This is a genomic window from Bradyrhizobium sp. Ses1, from assembly GCF_059512365.1.
Genome location: NZ_JCAMOQ010000058.1, coordinates 11,525 through 31,802 on the forward strand (window position 1 = coordinate 11,525; position 20,278 = coordinate 31,802).

Genomic DNA, 20,278 nt, shown 5'->3' on the forward strand with positions numbered 1-20,278 from the left:
TACCAGCGTGATGCATATCACGTGGTTCGATCCGGAGTGCATCTAGGCTTTCAAATCAGGCGCCGGCCTGCCAAGGCGGCAACTGGCGTCTGGACTCTCACGGCGCAATCGATGCGCCCCCATCTCCGGTCGGGCCGCTGGCCCTGACCTCAAGAACTGGAATATCGCTGTGACCACATACAGTAAGACGCCGCTTCTCGACACAATCCGCACGCCCGACGACCTGCGCCGGCTCAAGGTGGAGCAGGTACGGCAGGTCGCCGATGAGCTTCGGCAGGAAACCATCGACGCGGTTTCCGTGACGGGCGGCCACTTCGGCGCCGGGCTCGGCGTGGTCGAGCTGACCACCGCGATCCACTATGTCTTCGACACCCCGCGCGACCGGCTGATCTGGGACGTGGGCCACCAGGCCTATCCGCACAAGATCCTGACCGGCCGGCGCGACCGCATCCGCACGCTCCGCACCGGCGGCGGCCTGTCCGGATTCACCAAGCGCAGCGAGAGCGACTACGATCCGTTCGGCGCCGCCCATTCCTCGACCTCGATCTCCGCCGGGCTCGGCATGGCGGTGGCGCGCGATCTCTCCGGCGGCACCAACAACGTGATCGCCGTGATCGGCGACGGCGCGATGTCGGCAGGCATGGCCTATGAGGCCATGAACAATGCCGGCGCCATGAATTCGCGCCTGATCGTGATCCTGAATGACAACGACATGTCGATCGCCCCGCCGGTCGGTGCGATGAGCGCCTATCTGTCGCGGCTCTATTCGGGCAAGACCTACCGCTCGCTGCGCGAGGCGGCAAAGCAGATCAACAAGCATCTGCCGAAGGTGCTGGCCAACCGCGCCAACCGCGTCGAAGAATATTCCCGCGGCTTCATGATGGACGGTGGCACGCTGTTCGAGGAACTCGGCTTCTATTATGTCGGTCCGATCGACGGCCATAACCTCGACCACCTGCTGCCGGTCCTGAAGAACGTCCGCGACATGGATACCGGCCCGATCCTGGTCCACGTCGTGACGCAGAAGGGTAAGGGCTACGGCCCGGCAGAAGCCTCCGCCGACAAGTATCACGCCGTGGTCAAGTTCGACGTCGCCACCGGCACCCAGACCAAGGCCAAGCCGAATGCGCCGGCCTACCAGAACGTGTTCGGTCAGAGCCTCGTCAAGGAAGCCCAGAAGGACGACAAGATCGTTGGCATCACCGCCGCGATGCCGTCCGGCACCGGCATCGACATCTTCAACAAGGCGTTCCCGAACCGAACGTTTGACGTCGGCATCGCCGAGCAGCATGCCGTGACCTTCGCGGCCGGCCTTGCCGCCGAGGGCTACAAGCCGTTCTGCGCGATCTACTCGACCTTCCTGCAGCGCGGCTATGACCAGGTGGTCCATGACGTCGCGATCCAGAGCCTGCCGGTCCGCTTCGCGATCGACCGCGCCGGCCTGGTCGGCGCCGACGGCGCCACCCATGCCGGCTCGTTCGACAACGCCTATCTCGGCTGCCTGCCGAACTTCGTCATCATGGCGGCCTCTGACGAAGCGGAGCTCGTGCACATGGTCGCAACGCAGGTGGCGATCAACGACCGCCCGAGCGCGGTGCGCTATCCGCGCGGCGAAGGCCGCGGCGTCGAAATGCCCGAAGTCGGCATCCCCCTTGAGATCGGCAAGGGCCGCATCATCCGCCAAGGCAAGAAGGTCGCCCTGCTCTCCTTCGGCACCCGCCTCGCCGAATGCGAGAAGGCCGCCGACGAGCTGGCGGCGCATGGCCTCTCCGCCACGATCGCAGATGCGCGCTTCATGAAGCCGCTCGACGAAGAGATGATCCTGAAGCTCGCGCGCGACCACGAAATCCTGATCGCCATCGAGGAAGGCTCGATCGGCGGTTTCGGCTCGCATGTGATGCAGCTCCTCGCCGAGCACGGCATGCTCGACGGCGGTCTGCGCATGCGTTCGATGGTGCTGCCCGACGTGTTCCTCGATCACGACACGCCGGCGGCGATGTATGCGCAGGCAGGCCTCGACGCCAAGAGCATCGTCGCCAAGGTGTTCGAGACCCTCGGCAAGGATTTCAAGACCGAGACCGTCAAGCTCGCCTGACCTCAGGCTTGCCTGCGGATTCCGCGATGAAGATCTATCTGGCAGGTCCCGACGTGTTCCTGCGGGATGCAATCGAGATCGGACGGCGCAAGGCCGAGCTTTGCGCGCGTCACGGCTTAAGTGGCCTCTATCCGCTCGACAACGCGGTCGATCTGTCGGCGCTAGACGCTTCCCTCATCATCTTCAAGGGCAACGAGGCGATGATGGAGGCAGCCGATGCCGTCATCGCCAATTTGACGCCGTTTCGTGGCCCCAGTGCCGACGCAGGCACCGTCTATGAGCTCGGCTACATGGCGGGGCGCGGCAAATTGTGCTTCGGCTATTCCAACGACCCCGCGTCATATGCAACTCGCGTGGCGCGCCTATATGAAGTGACGACGTTGCCCGACGGCCGCCTTGCCGATGGACACGGCCTCACTGTGGAAGAGTTTGGCTTGCCCGACAATCTGATGATGATGCACGCCCTCGACCTGCACGGCTGCCCGCTCGTGACGCCGAAGGCTGCACCTGCGGATATCTGGCACGACCTCACCTGCTTCGAGGCCTGCGTCCGCCTTGCCGCAGACCACGGGCGAAAGACGGGTCGAAGCCGATGAAGAAAAGCGAAAGCGAGCATGCCCCGCGCAAGCGCGCGGATGTGCTGCTGGTTGAGCGCGGCCTGTTCGAGAGCCGGGCGCGGGCGCGCGCCGCGATCGAAGCCGGGCTCGTGATCGCGGACGGCAAACAGGTAGCGAAACCCTCCGATACGCTTGCGTCCGATGCGACGCTGTCGGCGGAGCCCGCGCACCCCTATGTTTCGCGCGGCGGCGTGAAGCTGGCCGGGGCGCTGGAACAATATCCTGTAGACATCGAAGGTCACGTCTGCCTCGACGTCGGCGCCTCGACCGGCGGCTTCACCGAGGTGCTGCTCGCCAATGGCGCCAGCCTGGTGTTTGCCATCGACGTCGGGCACGGCCAATTGCATCCTTCGCTGCAGGGCCACCCCAGGGTCGTGTCGATGGAAGAGACCGATATCCGCTCGTTCGAGGGCAAGCGCCTGCCGGCGCGGCCGGACGTCGTCGTCATCGACGTCAGCTTCATCTCGCTGAAGTTGGTGTTGCCGGTCGCGTTGTCGCTCGCGGCAGCGCCGATGCACCTGCTCGCGCTGATCAAGCCGCAATTCGAGGCGCAGCGAAAGCATTTGAAGCATGGCATCATCCGCAACGCGATGGTGCATCAGGAAATCTGCGACGACATCGCGGCCTTTGCCGCTGCCCAGGGCTGCACCGATATCCAGGTCTTTCCGTCCCCGATCACCGGCGGCGACGGCAACATCGAATTCTTCCTCGGCGCGCGCCGTGGCTGAACGGCTGATGATCGATCATGTCGGCCATCGCGGCGACGGCGTCGCGATGGAGAACGGCCAGGCGATCTATGTGCCTTATGCGCTCGCCGGCGAGACGATCGAGGCGGCTAGCGTTCCCGGCCATCCCGACCGGCGTCGATTGCTCCAGGTCGAGCGTGCCAGTCCCGAACGCATCGCGCCGTTCTGCCCGCATTTCGGCGTCTGCGGCGGCTGCGCGATCCAGCATTGGGATCATGAAAGCTACCAGGCCTGGAAGCGCGAGCTCGTCGTCGAGGCGCTGGCGCAGGCCAAGGTTGCGGCCGAGGTCGCCCCGTTGATCGACGCCCACGGCCTCGGGCGCCGCCGCATCACGCTTCACGCGCGGATGGGCACGCACGAGGTGCTCAAGGTCGGCTTCGCCGCAGCAAGTTCCCACGACATCATCCCCGTCGCTCGTTGTCCGATCCTCGATCCGGGTCTCAGCGGCGCGCTCGACGCCGCCTGGGCGATCGCCGAGCCGTTGATAGCGATGGGCAAGCCGCTCGACATCCAGGTGACTGCAACCCTCAATGGCCTCGACGTCGACGTCCGCGGCTCGGGCGCCCTGCCCTCGACCATGATCGCCGCCCTGTCACGCATCGCCGAACAGCATCGCCTGGCGCGGCTGACGCGGCATGGCGAGTTGGTGCTGATGCGCGCCCCTCCCGCGGTGATGATCGGAACGGCCCAGGTGATTCTGCCGCCGGGCTCGTTCCTGCAAGCGACCATCGCCGGCGAAGAGACGCTGGCGCGGCTCGTCAGCGATCACTGCCAGCGCGCCAAGCACATCGCCGATCTCTTCTGCGGCGTCGGCCCGTTCGCCCTGCGCCTCGCGACGAAATCGCGGGTCGCCGCCTTCGATAGCGACGCCGGCGCTGTCACGAGCCTGCAGAAGGCCGCGACCTCGACGGCGGGCTTGAAGCCGGTCAAAGCCGAGCCACGCGACCTGTTCCGCCGCCCGCTGGTGCCGCAGGAATTGCGCGACTACGACGCAGTCGTGTTCGATCCGTCACGTCAGGGCGCGCAGGCGCAGGCAACCCAGCTTGCCGCAAGCAAGGTGCCCACCGTCGTGGCCGTGTCCTGCAACGCAGCGACCTTCGCCCGCGATGCCAAGATCCTGATCGACGGTGGCTACAGGATCGAAGGCGTCACACCTGTCGACCAGTTCCGCCACACACCGCACGTCGAGCTGGTGGCGCGATTTACGCGCAAGCGCTGACCGCCGTAGCCAAATAGCATCACGCTTGGCGGTGCCAGTTGATGTGCCCTCGCCCCTTGTGGGAGAGGGCTGCTCAGTCGCCAGCAGCGAACTCACTAGGGTGAGGGGTTCTCTCCACGAGCACAGGAGTCCGTGGAGAGAACCCCTCATCCGTCGCGGACTTCGTCCGCGCCACCTTCTCCCACAAGGGGAGAAGGGAAGGATGCCGCGGCGTCTTCGAGCGCGTAGTAAGACGACAGGCTTTGACCTTGGTCAACGGCTCCGGCTCCCGCTTGCGCTAACTGCTTCCGTGCAAAACTTGGTTGGAAGCGGTCGATGCTCATCGATAGACGACAGATGTTCGGAACCGCGCTTGGGCTTGGCGCGGCGGCGATCATAGGCTTGTCGTCGCAGGCAGGAGCAGCAGCAATGACGTATGAGGAGGCGGCCGGCATCGCCAGAGCGCCGTTGCGGTCCACGCCGCGAAACCGAGAACTGGTGCGCTTTGCCAGCCTCGCGGCCAACAGCCACAACACTCAGCCCTGGACCTTCACCGCGAGCGCCGACAGGATCGTCATCACGCCGGACTACACGCGCAGATGTCCCGCGGTCGATCCGGACGACCACCATCTCTTCGTCAGTCTGGGATGTGCCGCGGAAAACCTCGTGCTGGCAGCGTCGATGCTCGGGCTGAAGGCGAATGCGGTTGTCGAGGGCGACCGGATCGTGATTGATCTGGAAGCAGCCCGCTCCTTGAGCTCGCCGCTCGCCGAGGCGATCACGGTTCGCCAGAGCACCCGCACGATCTATGACGGCAAGCCCGTTTCACCCGAGACGCTGCGCTTGCTGGAGAGCGCATGTCGGGAGCCTGGCGTCTCGGCCATCATGATAAGCGACCGGGATGGGATCCTGGACGTCACCGACTACGTTGTTCAGGCTAACTCGGCACAGATGCGCGACAAGGCGTTCATCGACGAACTGCGACGCTGGCTGCGATTCAGCGAAGCCGACGCCATGGCGAAGATGGACGGACTGTTCTCGCGCTGCTCTGGAAATCCCGCGCTGCCCGCGTGGATTGCCCGGCCGCTTCTCAGCTTCTTCCTCACCGAAGAGGCAGAGAACAAGAAGTATCGCGAGCAGATCGCAAGCTCGGCGGGTGTCGTCGTCCTTGCATCTGATGCCGGCGACAAGGCCCACTGGATCGCAGTCGGCCGCGCCTGCCAGCGTTTCGGACTGCAGGCGACCGCGCTCGGACTGAAATATGCGTTCGTCAACCAACCGGTCGAGGTGCCCGCGATCCGCTCGCAATTCGCCTCGCTCCTGGATCTTGGCGGTCGGCGCCCGGACATCATCATGCGCTTCGGCACAGGGCCCGCTCTGCCGAACTCGCTGCGCCGGGCACCGGAACAGGTGATGCGCGAGGTGTCGTAGCGGACGCCTGCCGGTTTGGAGGTGCCGGTTGATGTGCCCTCGCCCCTTGTGGGAGAGGGCTGCTCCACTGCTGGCGACGAAATCGCTTGGGTGAGGGGTTCACTCCACGAGGACGGTCGCTCGTGGAGAGAACCCCTCGGCGCGCATTGCATGCGCGCCACCTTCTCCCACAAGGGGAGAAGGAAAGGACGCTACCTTCCCCACCTGTCCTGCCAGATCTTTTCCCCGATCATGCAGCTCACGCGCGGCTCCTTTTCGGCCACCGGCACGATCTTGCGCTCGGGCGTGTGGCCGGCGACCTCCATCAGCAGCTTGGTGCGGATCGCTTCTTTGAACTTCTCGCGCTCCTTGATCGTCACCACGAAGGAGCCTGGACCGCCGATCACGCAGTCCTCGTAATACTGATCGAGATTGTCGATATCCATGGTGGAATAAGACGGCTCCTTCACCATGATCGGCAGGCCGTTGATGACGATGCCCTTCTCCAGCGCCGCGTCGCGCGCGGTCGAGACCGGTGCGCCGTTATTGTTGGGACCGTCGCCGGAAATGTCGATCACGCGCCTGAGGCCGCGATAGGGATCTTCGTCGAACAGCGGCACCGCAAAATTGATCGCACCCGAGATCGAGGTCCGCGACGCCCGGCGGATCGGCGTCTTCATGATCTCGGCGGCAACAGCGTCGGCCGTTTCCGGGCCGTCGATCAGCCGCCAGGGAATGATGATCTTCTGATCAGAGGAAGCGGCCCATTCGAAATAGGTCACCGAGATCTTGCCGTTCGGGCCGGCCTTGAGTGCCTGCAGGAACTCCTTCGATACGATTGCCTGCGCGTAGCCCTCGCGCTGGATCGCGAGTTCGTCCATGTCCATGGAATAGGAGACGTCGACGGCAAGTATCAGTTCGACATCGACGGTGGGGTTCGCGTCCTTCTCCACCACCTGGCGGGTGCCCTGGTTGCCCGGCCCCGGCGCGGCGATGCCGGCCCCGTCGCCGCCGACGAGCCAGCCGGCGACAAGCACAACCCCGATCGAGACATACCAGCGCATGAGCTGCCCTCCCGTCGAACGTCAACAATGGTGACACGCAAACTGCGCGGCGCAAAGGGCGAACATCATTTGTCCTTCACATTCAGGTTAGCCTTCCGTCCAGCTCTGCTAGTCTCGCCTTGTACTCGCCCCGATTTTGGCGAGGTTTTGTCGCTTGCCCGCGATTATCCCGCTCCTGCAAGGAGCCCGTGCAAAAACCCCCGGTTCCGGGATCGCCAGGAAGGCGATATTATTTCGGGTTCGCAGAGCAGCAGGAAGTGCCGCACCATGAGCGACACCGTCACCACCCCCAAAACCAAGGTCAAGACCAAGGTAGAACGGCCGCGCCTGCACAAGGTCATCCTGATCAACGACGATTACACGCCGCGCGAATTCGTCGTCACCGTGCTGAAGGCGGAATTCCGCATGACCGAGGACCAAGCCTATAAGGTGATGCTCACCGCACACCAGCGCGGCGTCTGCGTGGTTGCGGTCTTCACCAAGGACGTCGCCGAGACAAAGGCGACCCGCGCCACCGACGCCGGCCGCGCCAAGGGCTATCCGCTGCTGTTTACGACCGAGCCAGAGGAATAGGCCGCGACGAGACCCGAAAGGTTCTGGTAACCGGATTTCCTGCCAATTTTAGCTGCCGGTGCGACCGACGGTTCAGTTTTTGCTGGCATGATCGCGTTCATGACGGTCGCATTCCGCAAGCAACGGCAGGCCTCCCTTCCGGACATCTCGTTCGGGCCGTATCGATTTGTTATTCTCGCGCTGCCATGGCTGATACTGGCCGCGGCGATGCGGGTCATTGCCTTCGGCGGCGGCGGAGTTGCTCTGCCTGCAATCATCATCGCCAACCTTGCCGTCATTCACGCCGTTCTCGTAGCAGCTCAACGCTGCATCGAGATGACCGGTGGCCAAAGCAGCCTCGGCGAGCTTGGGATCGCGGAGCAATTCAAATTGTCGCTCGCGATCGCGTGTCGGATAGCGCTGTTGATGATCGCGGCAGCAGCCGCGCTTGCGGCGGCCGGCTACGGATCCCTGGCGCCCCATATGCTGGCGGGAATCGACGGCATGGCCTTCGATCAGTTCACCGTCATAGGAAAATTCTGGAGCGCCGCAGTCGGCGCCGTGACACTTCTGATGGTTGTCGGTGCCGAGCAAAACGGCGGTCGGGTGGCATTCTTCGAAGCCGCTGGCGAGCTTGCAAGGCGGTGGTTCTGGCTGGGGGCCGCCGTGATAGCTCTTGGGGTGGTCAATCTAGGTCTGAGCTTTGGCCAGGGCTTGGTCCGCAGTGCGATTGTGGTTTTCTGGCAGACCTCCACGTCCAGTCAGTTCGTCAAGAATCTCGTCTATTTCGTATTCATCTTCAGCTTCGCAATGCTGCGGTTGTGGGTGACACTGTTGATCCTGACCTACGGCCTGAAGCAGTCCTATGTCCACGACTAGGGGTCGCCGCGGAATTCAGCTCGCAGACGTTTCGCCCATCAGGCCATAGACGCGCTGGGCCTTTGAAAAACCTGCGATCGGAAATTCGCCGAGATCATCCCAGCCGCCGCGGCAGATGCCGGCAAAGCCTTCGGAGGCCACGACCGTGCGGCCAAGTCGGCCGGCGATCTTCTCCAGTCGCGCGGCAAGATTCACCGCTCGGCCAATGCAGGTGAAGTCGAGCCGGTTGCCGCCGCCGATATTGCCATAGAGAATTGTTCCGACGTGCAGCGCAACGCCGAAACGGAAACGCTCGACGATGTCGCCGACCGGATACCGCAACGCCTCGACGCTGGCCCGCATATCCTGCGCGGCTTCCAACACGTGCGAACAAACCTGTTGCGCATCCCCGACATACTCATCGATCGGAAAAACCGCGAGCAGTCCATCGCCCATGTATTTCAGCACCTCGCCATCATGGGCGCGGATCGAGGCGACCTGGCAGTCGAAATAGCGATTGAGCATGTCGACGACAGTCTCGGCCGGGAGCCGATCCGATAATGCGGTGAAGCCGCGCAAGTCCGAGAGCCAGATCGCCGCGTGCATGGTCTCGCCGTGCCCGCGCCGGATCTGACCATCGAGGATGCGCGTGCCCGCGCGGTTGCCGACATAAGTGTCGAGCAAGGTCGCGGCGACGCGGCGAAGACCGATCACCTCGATCAGACGCGTCAGCGCCGGCAGCACCGATCGCAGTGCGGCGAGCTGCTCGTCGGTGAAACCGCCCGCCTGCTTGGTGGTCCAACTGGAGGCATGCGTGAAGCCATCGATGAAGCGTAGCGGTATGGCCACATAGTCGGTCACGCCTTCCGCGCGCATGTCGTCGAGGAACGGAAATCGCCGGCTTTCGGGATCGTCGGTGCGGCACCGCACCTCCCTGACCTCGCCAAAAACGATCGCAAGCGGGCTTGCGATGAACTCCGGCGTTTGCTTGATGTCGTAGTCAACCGAGCCGACGACGACAGGCTCGCCGGGCTTCCAGATGAAATTGCGCCCATAGATTTCTGGGTGCAGCGTCCGGATGAAGAATCCGACCCGCCATAGCGGGATGCCGGCCGCAACCAGGCGCCCGCACAGTTCGGAGACCATGTCGGTGACAACAGGGGTCGACCTTGCGCCGTCGATCAGCCAGTCCGCGATCCCCCTGATGTCGATCTGCATCACGGCCTCTGTGCTGTCAGATTCTATCCAACCTGTCCCCGGTGCCGCAGGAAATGATCGGCGAGCACGCAGGCCATCATCGCCTCGCCCACCGGCACGGCGCGGATGCCGACGCAGGGGTCGTGGCGCCCCTTGGTCATGATATCGGTCTCGGCGCCGCTGCGGTCCACGGTCAGCCGCGGCGACAGGATCGAGGAGGTCGGCTTCACGGCGAAGCGCACCACCACCGGCTGGCCGGTGGAGATGCCGCCGAGGATGCCGCCGGCATTGTTGGACAGGAAACGCACGCCGTTATTGCCGGTGCGCATCTCGTCGGCGTTCTCCTCGCCCGACAATTCGGCCGCGCCGAACCCGGCGCCGATCTCGACGCCCTTCACCGCATTGATGGTCATCATCGCAGCCGCCAACTCGCTATCGAGCTTGGCGTAGATCGGCGCGCCGAGCCCGGGCGGCACGCCCTCGGCCACGACCTCGATCACCGCGCCGATCGAGGAGCCCTTCTTCCTGATGCCATCGAGATAATCTTCGAAGAACGCCGCCTTGTCCTGGTCCGGGCAGAAGAACGGATTGCGGCCAATCTCGTCCCAATCCCACTTATCGCGATCGATCTTGTGCGGGCCCATCTGCACCAGCGCGCCGCGGATCTTGATGTCCGGCAGGATTTTTCGCGCAATCGCGCCGGCGGCAACCCGGGTCGCGGTCTCACGCGCCGAGGAGCGGCCGCCACCGCGGTAATCGCGCAGGCCGTATTTGGCCTCATAGGTGAAGTCGGCATGGCCGGGGCGGAACTTGTCCTTGATCTCGGAATAGTCCTTCGAGCGCTGGTCGGTGTTCTCGATCAGGAGGCCGATCGGCGTGCCCGTCGTCACCTGCACGCCGGTCTCCGGATGCGCCATCACGCCGGACAGGATCTTCACCGCATCCGGTTCCTGGCGCTGGGTGGTGAAGCGGGACTGGCCCGGCCGGCGTCGGTCGAGATCGTGCTGGATCTCCTCGACCGTCAGCGGGATCAGCGGCGGACAGCCATCGACCACGCAGCCGATCGCCACCCCATGGCTCTCGCCGAAGGTCGTGACGCGGAACAAATGGCCGAAGGTGTTGTGAGACATCCGGTGATCGCCGCCTTGTGCGTTGTAATGCAACGTTGACTGTCAGCATGTCGTAACGCGCGCAGTCGACAGCGTCAAACTTCGGTCGTCATGCCCCGGGCTTGTCCCGGGCATCCACGCGCTTCGTTCCGCGCCGCCAAGACGTGGATGGCCGGGACAAGCCCGGCCATGACGGCGGAGCGCGGTTCTTAACTATACTTCACCAGCCCGCCATCGCGAAACACATAGACGGCGCCCTGCTCGATGTAGAGGTCCGCGGCGCTATCAGGGGTTTCGATGCCGAGCGACACCATCAGGGCGCGGCAGGTGCCGCCATGGGCCACGGTGACGGTGTCGCCCGGGAGCGAGTCGTACCAGTCGCGCACCCGCAGCTGCACCGCGGCGTAGGTCTCGCCGCCCTCCGGCGCCATCGTCCATTTCGCGGTCTGGCGCTTGGCGTAGAGCTCGGGATCGGCGAGTTGCATCTCCGCCAGCGTCGAGCCTTCCCAGACGCCGTAGCCGATCTCGCGCAACCGGTCGTCGAGCGAATAGTCGCCAGGCGGCAATTCCAGCGCGCGACGCGCCAGCTCCATAGTCTGGCGCGCCCGTCCGAGCGGGCTCGAGACGTAGGGCAGCGTTGCCCTGTCATATCCGTCGCGCGTGAGAAGGTCGGCTAGCACATGGCCGGCATGGGACGCTTGCGCGCGCCCACGATCGTTCAGCGGAATATCCAGGGTGCCTTGAAGCCGGCCTTCCGCGTTCCATGCCGTCTCGCCATGGCGGATGTAGTAGATTGTTGGCATTGCTATCGACGCAGCAGCTATTCCTTGGCGAGCGAAATGTCAGGCGCATCGGGCCGCTTCATGCCGACAATGTGATAGCCGGAATCGACGTGATGCACCTCGCCGGTCACACCGCGGGAAAGATCGGACAACAGATAAAGCGCGCTGTCGCCGACCTCCTCGATCGTGACCGTGCGCCGCATTGGAGCGTTGTACTCGTTCCACTTCAGAATGTAGCGGAAATCGCCGATGCCGGAGGCCGCGAGCGTCTTGATCGGACCTGCCGAGATCGCGTTGACGCGGATGTTCTTCTCGCCAAGATCGGCGGCCAGATAGCGCACGCTCGCTTCCAGCGCCGCTTTCGCGACCCCCATCACGTTGTAATGCGGCATCCACTTCTCGGCGCCATAATAGGTCAGCGTGATGATCGAGCCGCCGTCGGTCATCAGCTTCTCGGCCCGCTGCGCGATCGCGGTCAGCGAGTAGCAGCTGATCAGCATCGACTTGGAAAAATTCTCCGCTGTGGTCTCGATGTAGCGGCCGTCGAGCTGGTCCTTGTCGGAGAAGGCGATCGCATGCACGACAAAATCGATCTTGCCCCACTTCTCCCTGATAACGTCGAACACCGCGTCGATGGTCGCAGCGTCGGTGACGTCGCAATGGCCGAGCAGGAGCGCGTTCAATTCCTTCGCCAAGGGCTCGACCCGCTTCTTCAGGGCATCGCCCTGCCAGGTGAGCGCGATTTCGGCGCCGGCATCGTGGCAGGCTTTGGCGATCCCCCAGGCGATCGAGCGGTTGTTGGCGACGCCAAGGATCACGCCGCGCTTGCCCTGCATCAGACCCGATTTCTGTGCCATCCGCTGTCCATTCTCGCGTTGCATTTGGTATTCGGAGGTACACCAGCGCTCCACCGCGGTACAGTCCAAATCCGCCTCCTGTTAACGCTGATTTGGCCCCGTCGCGATCGACGGAATAGTCGTGTCATTCGGGTGTTATGTTAGGCAAGGCGTCCGAGCTGAAGCAGGATGAAGATCCGGTGTCATGACCGCGTTCCGGCAGAGTGTTGAAGCCATGATCCCGGCGCTGCGCCGTTACGCGCGGGCGCTGGCGCGCGATGCCGATATCGCCGACGATTTGGTGCAGGACACCTTGGTGCGGGCGCTGCGTTCCGAGCGGCTGTTCCTCGGCGGCGACGTGCGGAGCTGGCTCTATACGATCCTGACCAACCTCAACAAGAACCGCCGCCGCTCGTTGGCGCGGCGGCCGCAATTCATGCCGCTGCTGGACAACAATCCGGACGCCAGCGGCACCGAGGCCGAAGGCCGCGACATTGCGCGCGCGCTGGCGACGCTGGTGGAAGAGCAGCGCGCGGCGCTGCTTCTGGTGATGCTGGAAGGATTGAGTTACCGCGAAGTCGCCGACATCCAGGGCGTGCCGATCGGCACCGTGATGTCCCGGCTTGCGCGCGCTCGCGCCCACGTTAAAGCCTTCCTCGAAGGCGAACGGGCGACGACGCTGAGGCGGGTGAAATGATGGCAGGCGTTGTGCATAGCCATGACATCAGGTTGAGGCGATTTGGATTGTTGAGAATTAGACAGAGACGACTGCGATGACCAACCCCAGGATTCCCGTCACCGAGGACGAGCTGCATGCCTATGTCGACAACGAATTGCCGGCGGAGCGCCGCGGCGACGTCGAGGCGTGGCTGGCAGCGCACCCCGATGACGCCGAACGGGTGCGGTCGTGGCTCGCCATGGCCGACGTGCTGCACGCGCGCTACGATTCGGTCGCAGACGAGGCGGTGCCGAAGCGGCTCGAGATCGAGCAATTGGTGCGCCAGCCGCGCAAGCTGGTCTATGGCGCCATTGCGGCGGCGCTGGTGGCATTCATCGCCGGCGGCGGCGTCGGCTGGATCGCGCATGGCGCGGCGGCCAAGCCCTCGCCGCTGCAGAGCTTCACGCTCGATGCGATGGACGCGCACCGGCTCTATGTGGTCGAGGTCCGCCATCCGGTCGAGGTGCCCGGCGATGAGCGCGCCCATCTGCAGGCCTGGCTGACCAAGCGCTGCGGCTGGGACGTGCGCGCGCCGGAGCTGTCGGCGGCGGGATTGAAGCTGGTTGGCGGCCGGCTGCTGCCTGGCCCGACCGGGCGGCCGGCTTCTTTCCTGATGTATGAAAGCGCCTCCGGCGAGCGCTTCACGGTCTACGCCTCCAAGGCGCAGGCGGAGACCACGCAAATGCGTTACGCCACGCACGGCAATGAGGGCGCGCTGTTCTGGGCCGACCGCGGCGTCGGCTACGTCGTCTCAGGCGGCAGCGATCGCAACCGCCTGACCCAGATCGCGCAAGCCGTCTACGACCAGATGGAAAAGACCGGCGGCTGAGTCGGCACGATCATCCCCGGCCACCGCTGAGAAAAAAGGGCCACCTGCGACAGCAAGCGGCCCAAGTCTAGGGAGGAAACGCCCAAGGAGGGCTGCGACAGCGCAAGGCGCCGTCGCACGAGGTTATGTAGTTCGCGCACAGCGATTCGAAAGACCGGGCAATACCGGGTTTTGCGAAAACGCCCGCATTCGCGGACGTTCGTGACGCAAGGGCCACACTTGCCCGATGTCCCAATTCCGTCATCGAAAATCTGGAATAAGGACATCGGCGCGTCTCAGAATCGCACCGGATGTTCCCGCGTTATCGCGCAGCGCTCGATCCGCCGATCAGCGCTCGCGGCCTCGATTGGGGTTTGGTATTGCGCTGGTCCCCCTCTCGAGGCCGCACCCTCAGCCAAGATCGCTGCGGGGATTGTAAGGATGTTGGTCGCGCCACTTCTGCATCAATGCTTCCAGCTCAGCATCGTTCCCATCAGGCAGGATGATGCGAGTGGTGACGTAGAGGTCGCCCGCGCCGCCCGACTTCGGCAGTCCCTTGCCCTTCAGCCGAAACGTCCGCCCGCTCGAGGTGTTCTTGGGGATCGACAATTCGACCGCGCCGCCAAGCGTCGGCACGCGGACCTTGCCGCCCAGCACCGCCTCGTACAGCGTGATCGGTAGCTCGACCCTGAGATCGTTGCCGTCGACCTTGAAGAAGGAATGCGGCGCGATCGTCACTGTGATCAGGAGATCGCCCGGACGATGGCCGGGCGCCGTCTCGCCCTGCCCCTTCAGCCGGATCTGCTGGCCGGAGCTGACGCCGGCGGGAATCTTGACATTGAGTTCCTTGCCGGTCGGCAGGCGGACGCGCTTCTCGGCGCCGTTCACCGCCTCCTCCAGCGACACCGTCATGGCGACGCTCTGGTCGAGGTCGAGCCCGACGCCGCCAGTATCGAATTCAAACTGGGTGCCGCCGCCCCTGCGCGAACGCGCACCGGCGCCGAACATGCTGTTGAGGATGTCCTCGAAGCCGCCTGCACCGCCGCCTTCCATGCCGCCGCCAGAGCCGCTGCGGAACGTATAGGTTTCGAACCCGCCCGGACCGGCACGGCCGCGCGCATCGCCGCCGCCAAAGCCTCCGCCGGGGAAGCCCTGGAAACGCGGCTTGCCCTCGGCGTCGATCTCGCCGCGGTCAAACTGCTTGCGCTTCTCCTCGTCGCCAACGATCTCGTTGGCCGAGTTGATCTCGGCGAAACGCTCGGCAGCCTTTGGATCGTTCTTGTTGCTGTCGGGATGATGCTTCTTGGCGAGCTTGCGATAGGCGCTTTTGATCGCGGCAGCGCTGGCGCCCCGCGGCACCCCCAAGACCTCATAGGGGTCGCGCATCCGTCACGTCTCCTTCACGGGAAATCAGACCTGAAATTTTCGGGCTTGTCGCCCCACTTTGGTGTCATTTGGGGACGCCGTGGCATTTTTGCAACTGCTTTGGCGTTCAGGATTTCCAAGGTTTCAGACTATGGATCTCCCACCTCCCGCGTCCGGCCTTGCAGCCGGCACCCTGCAGCCAGCTCTCGGTCCGGCCGTTGACATAGCTTGCCAGGAAATCCCGGCAAGTCCGACCGTCCTCGGCGGCGTAAGCCTGCGACAACGGCGTCACCGAGCCGCGCGCGCCCGTCTCGGGATTTTCCCAGGCCTGGCTGGAATCCTTGTCGCCCTTGGTCAGCACGTCTGAGGCGGCGTTGCGGGCAAAGGCAAGGTCGCTGTCGGTCGGCGCCGATGACCTTACGTGGGGCGCGCCGAGCGACCCCGTCAAGTCCCTGTCGTCCAGCCGGGCAAAACTGTCGCCGCGCGACAGGGCGCAGCCGCCGGCCCCTAGGCCGATTAGAACCAATGTCACCACCGTCCCCGCCGGTCGGATCGCCGATAGGCCAACGCGTCCCCATGCCCTATATAAGGACGTCCTATATAGGGCGAGTAACGCGCGCTCTGAGGCCGACGGACGCAACGCTGGACTCCTGACATGACAGACACGACCTCCATCAAACACCCTACACCGTTAACATCGGGTGATTTTACCGCTGCGGAAGAACCATTTGCGCTGTTCGCCGAATGGTTTGCCGAAGCAACCAAGTCCGAGCCGAACGATCCCAACGCGATGGCGCTCGCAACCGTCGACGCGGGCGGGCTCCCGGACGTGCGGATGGTGCTGATGAAAGGCTATGACGCTGATGGCTTCGTGTTCTACAGCCACGTCGCCAGCGCCAAAGGCCGCGAACTCGCCGCAAATCCTAAGGCCGCTTTACTATTCCACTGGAAATCCTTGCGCCGGCAGGTGCGCATCCGCGGCAACGTGTCGCCGGTGAGCGACGCCGAGGCCGACGACTATTTCGCGACGCGCCCGAAGCAGGCGCAGCTTGGCGCCTGGGCCAGCAAGCAGTCGCAGCCGTTGGAGAGCCGTTTCGCCTTCGAGCAGGCGATCGCGAAGGTCGCCGCGAAATATGTGATCGGCGAGGTGCCGCGCCCTCAGGGGTGGAGCGGCTGGCGCATCAGCCCTGTCAGCATCGAGTTCTGGCACGACCGTCCCTACCGCCTGCACGACCGCATCGAGTTCCGGCGCGAGGGCCCAGGCCAAGCTTGGACCAAAGTAAGGCTTTATCCGTAAGACTCAGACCGTCATGGCCGGGCTTGTCCCGGCCGTCCACGTCTCAGTTTCGAGCCAGTCCGAACACGTGGATGCCCGGCACGAGGCCGGCATGACGAAGAACGAGAGAACCGTCCAATGCCGAACCATTCCAACGCGCCGCGACGCACGCTGCTCCTGACCGGCGCCAGCCGCGGCATCGGCCATGCTACCGCGATCCGGTTTTCCTCGGCCGGCTGGCGCGTCATCACCTGCTCGCGGCACGCCTTTCCGGAAGTTTGCCCCTGGGGCGCCGGACCCGAGGATCACATCGAGGTCGATTTCGGCGACCATGACGACACCGTGCGCGCAATCTCGGAAATCCGCAGGCGGCTGGAGAACGACGAACTGCACGCGCTCGTCAACAATGCGGCGATCTCGCCCAAGGGGCCGGGCGGCACGCGGCTCGGTACCATGGACACCGATATCGACACCTGGCTGCATGTCTTCCGCGTCAACTTCTTCGCGCCAATCATGCTGGCGCGCGGGCTGATCAACGAATTGAAGACCGCCAAGGGTGCGGTGGTGAACGTCACTTCGATCGCGGGCTCCCGCGTTCATCCGTTCGCGGGCGCGGCCTATGCCACCTCGAAAGCGGCGCTCGCGGCGCTGACGCGCGAGATGGCGTCCGATTTCGGCCGCGTCGGCGTCCGCGTCAACTCGATCGCGCCGGGCGAGATCGACACCTCGATCCTGTCGCCGGGCACCGAGAAGATCGTCGAGCAGCAGATCCCGATGCATCGCCTGGGCACTCCAGACGAAGTTGCCAAGATCATCTACGTCCTGTGCACGGAAACCAGTTCCTACGTGAACGGCGCCGAGATCCACATCAATGGTGGCCAGCACGTGTAGGACAGATTGCTGAGTTGACGGCTCTCTCCAGAGACACTGTCGCCCGTGGAGACAACCCCTCATCCGGCGCTTCGCGCCACCTTCTCCCACAAGGGGAGAAGGGAAGAACGCCTTGCCGACGCCAGTTGATGTGCCCTCGCCCCTTGTGGGAGAGGGCAGCTCCGCCATCACCACAGGCTCATTCGGGTGAGGGGTTCTCTCCACGTATACCGTCGCCTGTTCGCGGGCGAGCGACCACGGCTGCGATTTCCAATTTATCGGATCGTGCGTAACAAACGAGGAGCACGAAGCAATCCAGACCGTTTCCGCCGTCGACCTCTGGATTGCTTTGCTTGCACTCGTTAAGCGGCCGTCCTGGCCGTCAATCCGCGTAGAACTTCCGCGGCTTCTCAACCACTCGCTGCGCGCTGGTGTTGTAGGCGCTCGAGCACTCGTCTTCGTTTTCGCCATCGAGCAGGGCTGCGCCGCAGTGACGGCAGGTGCGCGGCGATAGCGCCTGCATCCTTCCAACCATGCGGTCCTGCTGATAGCGCGCGAAGTCGATGATGTTACGCCGTGGCGTTATGATCTTCTCAACCATTGCTGTCCCTCCGGCTTGAGGCGGGGGTTATCGCAGCAAAGTTTCGCTCAAACGTTCAGTGCAACACTCAAATTTTAGCGGAGGATTCGCGGAGGAATTGCGGCAGCCTTATTGCCGCGATCGCGACTGCAATGGAACTCGCGATTCGTACGCAGCGATGGAACTAGAGCCACTTCTTCAATTTAAAAAGGTAGTACGGCACGATCGCTGCAATCAGCATCATCACGAGCGCGATCGGGTAGCCGTGCGGCCAGTCGAGTTCCGGCATCGCCTTGAAGTTCATGCCGTAGATCGAGGCAATCAGCGTCGGCGGCATCAGCACCACGGCCATCACCGAGAACAGCTTGATGATGTTGTTCTGCTCGAGATTGACGACACCGAGCATGGCGTCCAGCGTGAAGGTGATCTTGTTGGAGAGATAGGAGGCGTGGTCGGTCAGGGAGGCGACGTCGCGCTGCATGGTCTTGAGCTGCTCGCGCATGTCCTTGGACCATTTGACGCCTTCGATCACCGCCGACATGAAGGTGACGACGCGACCGATGGAGACCAGGCTTTCACGCACTTTCGAGGTCAGGTCGCCCTTGCGCCCGATCTCGATCAGGATCCGCGAATATTGCTTGGCATGGCCGTGCCGCTCGGCCTCCGGTTCGAAGATGTCGTGGGAGACCTGGTCGATATCGGCGCCGCACCGCTCCAGAATGTCGGCGCAGCGGTCGATCACTGCATCGAGCAACTCCATCAGCACCATCTCGCCGTTGATGGTGGGCGCGCAGGACCGCCCAAGCTTGGCCTCGACCAGCGCGAACGGTTTCGGCTGGTCGTAGCGCACGGTCACCAGTCGGTGGCCAGCCAGGATAAAGGTGACCGCCGTGGTGTGGGGCATGTCGGTGTCGGAATGGCACATCAGCGTCGCGGTCATGTAGCGCGCGCCGTTCTCGATATAGAGCCGGCTGGAAATCTCGATTTCCTGCATGTCCTCCCGGGTCGGCACCGCGATCCCGGCCAGCCGCTCCACGGCGCGGTCCTCCTCCGGCGTCGGCCTGACCATGTCGATCCAGACCGCATTCTCCGGCAAGGCCGCAACCTCGTCGGAAACGACCTTTTTCAGCGTGAAATCGGCAGGAACGAACACTGACAGCATCAGCAACTCCGGAACAGGGCACCGGCGCACCCAACAGGACTAAACGCGATTCTGGCAAGGGCTTCATGACCGGCGCATTAACCGCCTGTCCATATTTGTGGCGGCGAAATGGCGGCGGCGCGGCCCGGACTCGGCAACCGTTGCTGATCTGCACAGAAATCGGCCGCCGGATCGCAGGATTTGCGGCAAAAAAGCCACAGAAGGGGTCCCGCGACGCGGGATAGGTCTCTAAACGCTGGGAATAGCGGCAGGTTTCGGCAATAATACGATCAAAGAGATGATGGAATCGTGGCGATTGGGGCGCATTTTCGCGCTGCGAGCGCAGATTTGCAACGGAAGTGTACCATGTCGTCGCTGAAAGTTACGCTGGGGATTGTGGCCGCCGGCCTGATGTTGTCGGGTTGCATGCAGGCCACAACTTACGAGGCCACCAACACCGCCAATTTCAAGCAGCGCGACAAGGACCTGCTGGCGAAGACCACCTACGCGAAAGTTCCGGTTGCCGAACCGTTCCGCCGCGCCATTGTGGATTACCACCGCAAGGAGGCGCCGGGTTCCATCGTGGTCGATTCCGACAACCACTATCTTTACCTGGTGCAAAAGGACGGCAAGGCGATCCGCTACGGCATCACCGTCGGCGAAGAAGCCATGGCATGGTCCGGCATTGCCAAGGTCGGCAGCAAGACCGAGTGGCCGGCCTGGCACCCGACCCCCGGCGAAATCTCCAGGCTTGGCGTTCCGACCTATGTCGCACCGGGACCTGACAACCCGATGGGCTCGCGCGCGCTCTATCTGTACTCCGGCGGCAAGGACACGCTGTTCCGCATCCACGGCACCAACCAGCCGGAATATATCGGGGCCTCGATCTCCTCGGGCTGCATCCGCATGACCAACGAGGACGTGATCGACCTTTATGACCGCGTCGGCGTCGGCACCGTCGTGGTCGTGCTGGAGCCGAAGCACGGCGACTCGCCGTTCAACTCGAAGATGGCGCTGCAGGGCGGCGGCAGCAACGCCATGGTGCAATAGTTCGCT

21 protein-coding genes are annotated in these 20,278 nt (G+C 63.8%); 12 read left to right on the forward strand and 9 right to left on the reverse strand.

Annotation, left to right across the window (positions count from 1 at the left end; genetic code table 11):
• The first annotated feature begins 169 nt into the window (after positions 1–169).
• The 5 genes from dxs to AC5ZG5_RS38945 all read left to right on the forward strand — a co-directional run bounded on the left by dxs (position 170) and on the right by AC5ZG5_RS38945 (position 6,087).
• A complete protein-coding gene (gene dxs, locus AC5ZG5_RS38925) occupies positions 170–2,095 on the forward strand; it encodes a 1-deoxy-D-xylulose-5-phosphate synthase (protein ID WP_130227722.1) in 1,926 nt (641 codons plus the stop codon).
• Between the two features lie 26 nt (positions 2,096–2,121).
• The gene (locus tag AC5ZG5_RS38930) at positions 2,122–2,691 is read left to right on the forward strand and encodes a nucleoside 2-deoxyribosyltransferase (RefSeq protein WP_456644802.1); all 570 of its coding nucleotides are present in this window, start codon (positions 2,122–2,124) and stop codon (positions 2,689–2,691) included.
• Positions 2,688–3,440 (forward strand): TlyA family RNA methyltransferase, encoded by a 753-nt coding sequence (locus tag AC5ZG5_RS38935; protein WP_028168302.1) that lies wholly within the window; start codon positions 2,688–2,690, stop codon positions 3,438–3,440. The genes AC5ZG5_RS38930 and AC5ZG5_RS38935 overlap by 4 nt, the downstream gene beginning before the upstream one ends.
• Positions 3,433–4,677, forward strand: a complete 1,245-nt coding sequence (locus tag AC5ZG5_RS38940; protein WP_456644801.1) for a class I SAM-dependent RNA methyltransferase — start codon at positions 3,433–3,435, stop codon at positions 4,675–4,677. The genes AC5ZG5_RS38935 and AC5ZG5_RS38940 overlap by 8 nt, the downstream gene beginning before the upstream one ends.
• Positions 4,678–4,992: 315 nt before the next feature.
• On the forward strand, positions 4,993–6,087 hold the full coding sequence (locus AC5ZG5_RS38945) for an Acg family FMN-binding oxidoreductase (RefSeq protein WP_456644800.1): 1,095 nt from the start codon (positions 4,993–4,995) through the stop codon (positions 6,085–6,087).
• Positions 6,088–6,278: 191 nt separating this feature from the next.
• Here AC5ZG5_RS38945 and AC5ZG5_RS38950 read toward each other — a convergent pair whose 3' ends face one another.
• Positions 6,279–7,130 carry a DUF1194 domain-containing protein gene (locus AC5ZG5_RS38950; protein WP_130227358.1) on the reverse strand — a complete coding sequence of 284 codons (852 nt, stop codon included), beginning with the start codon at positions 7,128–7,130 and terminating at the stop codon, positions 6,279–6,281.
• A 267-nt stretch (positions 7,131–7,397) separates the two neighbouring features.
• On the opposite strand from AC5ZG5_RS38950, the gene clpS reads away from it, so the two are divergent.
• Both clpS and AC5ZG5_RS38960 read left to right on the forward strand, forming a co-directional pair.
• Positions 7,398–7,703, forward strand: coding sequence for an ATP-dependent Clp protease adapter ClpS (gene clpS / locus AC5ZG5_RS38955; RefSeq protein ID WP_028168298.1), 306 nt, complete (start codon positions 7,398–7,400; stop codon positions 7,701–7,703).
• A gap of 99 nt (positions 7,704–7,802) precedes the next feature.
• Positions 7,803–8,561 (forward strand): hypothetical protein, encoded by a 759-nt coding sequence (locus AC5ZG5_RS38960; RefSeq protein WP_456644799.1) that lies wholly within the window; start codon positions 7,803–7,805, stop codon positions 8,559–8,561.
• A 15-nt stretch (positions 8,562–8,576) separates the two neighbouring features.
• On the opposite strand, the gene AC5ZG5_RS38965 is transcribed toward AC5ZG5_RS38960, so the two are convergent.
• The 4 genes from AC5ZG5_RS38965 to fabI form a co-directional block, all read right to left on the reverse strand.
• The gene (locus AC5ZG5_RS38965; protein ID WP_456644798.1) at positions 8,577–9,758 is read right to left on the reverse strand and encodes an adenylate/guanylate cyclase domain-containing protein; all 1,182 of its coding nucleotides are present in this window, start codon (positions 9,756–9,758) and stop codon (positions 8,577–8,579) included.
• Between the two features lie 23 nt (positions 9,759–9,781).
• On the reverse strand, positions 9,782–10,867 hold the full coding sequence (gene aroC / locus AC5ZG5_RS38970; protein ID WP_130227360.1) for a chorismate synthase: 1,086 nt from the start codon (positions 10,865–10,867) through the stop codon (positions 9,782–9,784).
• 188 nt (positions 10,868–11,055) lie between these two features.
• Positions 11,056–11,655: a histidine phosphatase family protein gene (locus AC5ZG5_RS38975; protein WP_456644814.1), complete on the reverse strand. Its 600-nt coding sequence runs from the start codon at positions 11,653–11,655 to the stop codon at positions 11,056–11,058.
• An 11-nt stretch (positions 11,656–11,666) separates the two neighbouring features.
• Positions 11,667–12,485 (reverse strand): enoyl-ACP reductase FabI, encoded by an 819-nt coding sequence (gene fabI / locus AC5ZG5_RS38980; RefSeq protein ID WP_028168293.1) that lies wholly within the window; start codon positions 12,483–12,485, stop codon positions 11,667–11,669.
• A gap of 184 nt (positions 12,486–12,669) precedes the next feature.
• On the opposite strand from fabI, the gene AC5ZG5_RS38985 reads away from it, so the two are divergent.
• Together AC5ZG5_RS38985 and AC5ZG5_RS38990 are read left to right on the forward strand one after the other, a co-directional pair.
• A complete protein-coding gene (locus AC5ZG5_RS38985) occupies positions 12,670–13,161 on the forward strand; it encodes a sigma-70 family RNA polymerase sigma factor (protein WP_028168292.1) in 492 nt (163 codons plus the stop codon).
• A gap of 76 nt (positions 13,162–13,237) precedes the next feature.
• Positions 13,238–14,011 (forward strand): anti-sigma factor family protein, encoded by a 774-nt coding sequence (locus tag AC5ZG5_RS38990; RefSeq protein WP_028168291.1) that lies wholly within the window; start codon positions 13,238–13,240, stop codon positions 14,009–14,011.
• A gap of 390 nt (positions 14,012–14,401) precedes the next feature.
• On the opposite strand, the gene AC5ZG5_RS38995 is transcribed toward AC5ZG5_RS38990, so the two are convergent.
• Entirely contained in the window at positions 14,402–15,376 is a 975-nt protein-coding gene (locus AC5ZG5_RS38995; protein WP_456644797.1) for a DnaJ C-terminal domain-containing protein, read from the reverse strand.
• A gap of 106 nt (positions 15,377–15,482) precedes the next feature.
• A complete protein-coding gene (locus AC5ZG5_RS39000; protein ID WP_130227363.1) occupies positions 15,483–15,887 on the reverse strand; it encodes an RT0821/Lpp0805 family surface protein in 405 nt (134 codons plus the stop codon).
• A 123-nt stretch (positions 15,888–16,010) separates the two neighbouring features.
• Here AC5ZG5_RS39000 and pdxH point away from each other — a divergent pair, with 123 nt between their 5' ends.
• The gene (pdxH, locus tag AC5ZG5_RS39005; RefSeq protein WP_208825588.1) at positions 16,011–16,652 is read left to right on the forward strand and encodes a pyridoxamine 5'-phosphate oxidase; all 642 of its coding nucleotides are present in this window, start codon (positions 16,011–16,013) and stop codon (positions 16,650–16,652) included.
• 117 nt (positions 16,653–16,769) lie between these two features.
• Positions 16,770–17,522: an SDR family NAD(P)-dependent oxidoreductase gene (locus tag AC5ZG5_RS39010; RefSeq protein ID WP_028168287.1), complete on the forward strand. Its 753-nt coding sequence runs from the start codon at positions 16,770–16,772 to the stop codon at positions 17,520–17,522.
• A gap of 361 nt (positions 17,523–17,883) precedes the next feature.
• Here the strand turns inward: AC5ZG5_RS39010 and AC5ZG5_RS39015 are convergent, their stop codons facing one another.
• Together AC5ZG5_RS39015 and AC5ZG5_RS39020 are read right to left on the reverse strand one after the other, a co-directional pair.
• Complete coding sequence (locus AC5ZG5_RS39015; protein ID WP_028168286.1) at positions 17,884–18,102, reverse strand: hypothetical protein; 219 nt, start codon at positions 18,100–18,102, stop codon at positions 17,884–17,886.
• A gap of 163 nt (positions 18,103–18,265) precedes the next feature.
• The gene (locus AC5ZG5_RS39020; RefSeq protein WP_028168285.1) at positions 18,266–19,243 is read right to left on the reverse strand and encodes a magnesium transporter CorA family protein; all 978 of its coding nucleotides are present in this window, start codon (positions 19,241–19,243) and stop codon (positions 18,266–18,268) included.
• A 345-nt stretch (positions 19,244–19,588) separates the two neighbouring features.
• Here AC5ZG5_RS39020 and AC5ZG5_RS39025 point away from each other — a divergent pair, with 345 nt between their 5' ends.
• Positions 19,589–20,272 carry a L,D-transpeptidase gene (locus AC5ZG5_RS39025; protein WP_028168284.1) on the forward strand — a complete coding sequence of 228 codons (684 nt, stop codon included), beginning with the start codon at positions 19,589–19,591 and terminating at the stop codon, positions 20,270–20,272.
• Positions 20,273–20,278 lie beyond the last annotated feature (6 nt).

Excerpts from the sequence above, each read along its gene's own strand:
- AC5ZG5_RS38930 (WP_456644802.1), top strand. The coding sequence starts at position 2,122 with ATGAAGATCTATCTGGCAGGTCCCGACGTGTTCCTGCGGGATGCAATC.
- AC5ZG5_RS38935 (WP_028168302.1), top strand. The coding sequence starts at position 2,688 with ATGAAGAAAAGCGAAAGCGAGCATGCCCCGCGCAAGCGCGCGGATGTG.
- AC5ZG5_RS38945 (WP_456644800.1), top strand. The coding sequence starts at position 4,993 with ATGCTCATCGATAGACGACAGATGTTCGGAACCGCGCTTGGGCTTGGC.
- AC5ZG5_RS38950 (WP_130227358.1), bottom strand. The coding sequence starts at position 7,130 with ATGCGCTGGTATGTCTCGATCGGGGTTGTGCTTGTCGCCGGCTGGCTC.
- clpS (WP_028168298.1), top strand. The coding sequence starts at position 7,398 with ATGAGCGACACCGTCACCACCCCCAAAACCAAGGTCAAGACCAAGGTA.
- AC5ZG5_RS38960 (WP_456644799.1), top strand. The coding sequence starts at position 7,803 with ATGACGGTCGCATTCCGCAAGCAACGGCAGGCCTCCCTTCCGGACATC.
- AC5ZG5_RS38965 (WP_456644798.1), bottom strand. The coding sequence starts at position 9,758 with ATGCAGATCGACATCAGGGGGATCGCGGACTGGCTGATCGACGGCGCA.
- aroC (WP_130227360.1), bottom strand. The coding sequence starts at position 10,867 with ATGTCTCACAACACCTTCGGCCATTTGTTCCGCGTCACGACCTTCGGC.
- fabI (WP_028168293.1), bottom strand. The coding sequence starts at position 12,485 with ATGGCACAGAAATCGGGTCTGATGCAGGGCAAGCGCGGCGTGATCCTT.
- AC5ZG5_RS38985 (WP_028168292.1), top strand. The coding sequence starts at position 12,670 with ATGACCGCGTTCCGGCAGAGTGTTGAAGCCATGATCCCGGCGCTGCGC.
- AC5ZG5_RS38990 (WP_028168291.1), top strand. The coding sequence starts at position 13,238 with ATGACCAACCCCAGGATTCCCGTCACCGAGGACGAGCTGCATGCCTAT.
- AC5ZG5_RS38995 (WP_456644797.1), bottom strand. The coding sequence starts at position 15,376 with ATGCGCGACCCCTATGAGGTCTTGGGGGTGCCGCGGGGCGCCAGCGCT.
- pdxH (WP_208825588.1), top strand. The coding sequence starts at position 16,011 with ATGACAGACACGACCTCCATCAAACACCCTACACCGTTAACATCGGGT.
- AC5ZG5_RS39010 (WP_028168287.1), top strand. The coding sequence starts at position 16,770 with ATGCCGAACCATTCCAACGCGCCGCGACGCACGCTGCTCCTGACCGGC.
- AC5ZG5_RS39015 (WP_028168286.1), bottom strand. The coding sequence starts at position 18,102 with ATGGTTGAGAAGATCATAACGCCACGGCGTAACATCATCGACTTCGCG.
- AC5ZG5_RS39020 (WP_028168285.1), bottom strand. The coding sequence starts at position 19,243 with ATGCTGTCAGTGTTCGTTCCTGCCGATTTCACGCTGAAAAAGGTCGTT.
- AC5ZG5_RS39025 (WP_028168284.1), top strand. The coding sequence starts at position 19,589 with ATGTCGTCGCTGAAAGTTACGCTGGGGATTGTGGCCGCCGGCCTGATG.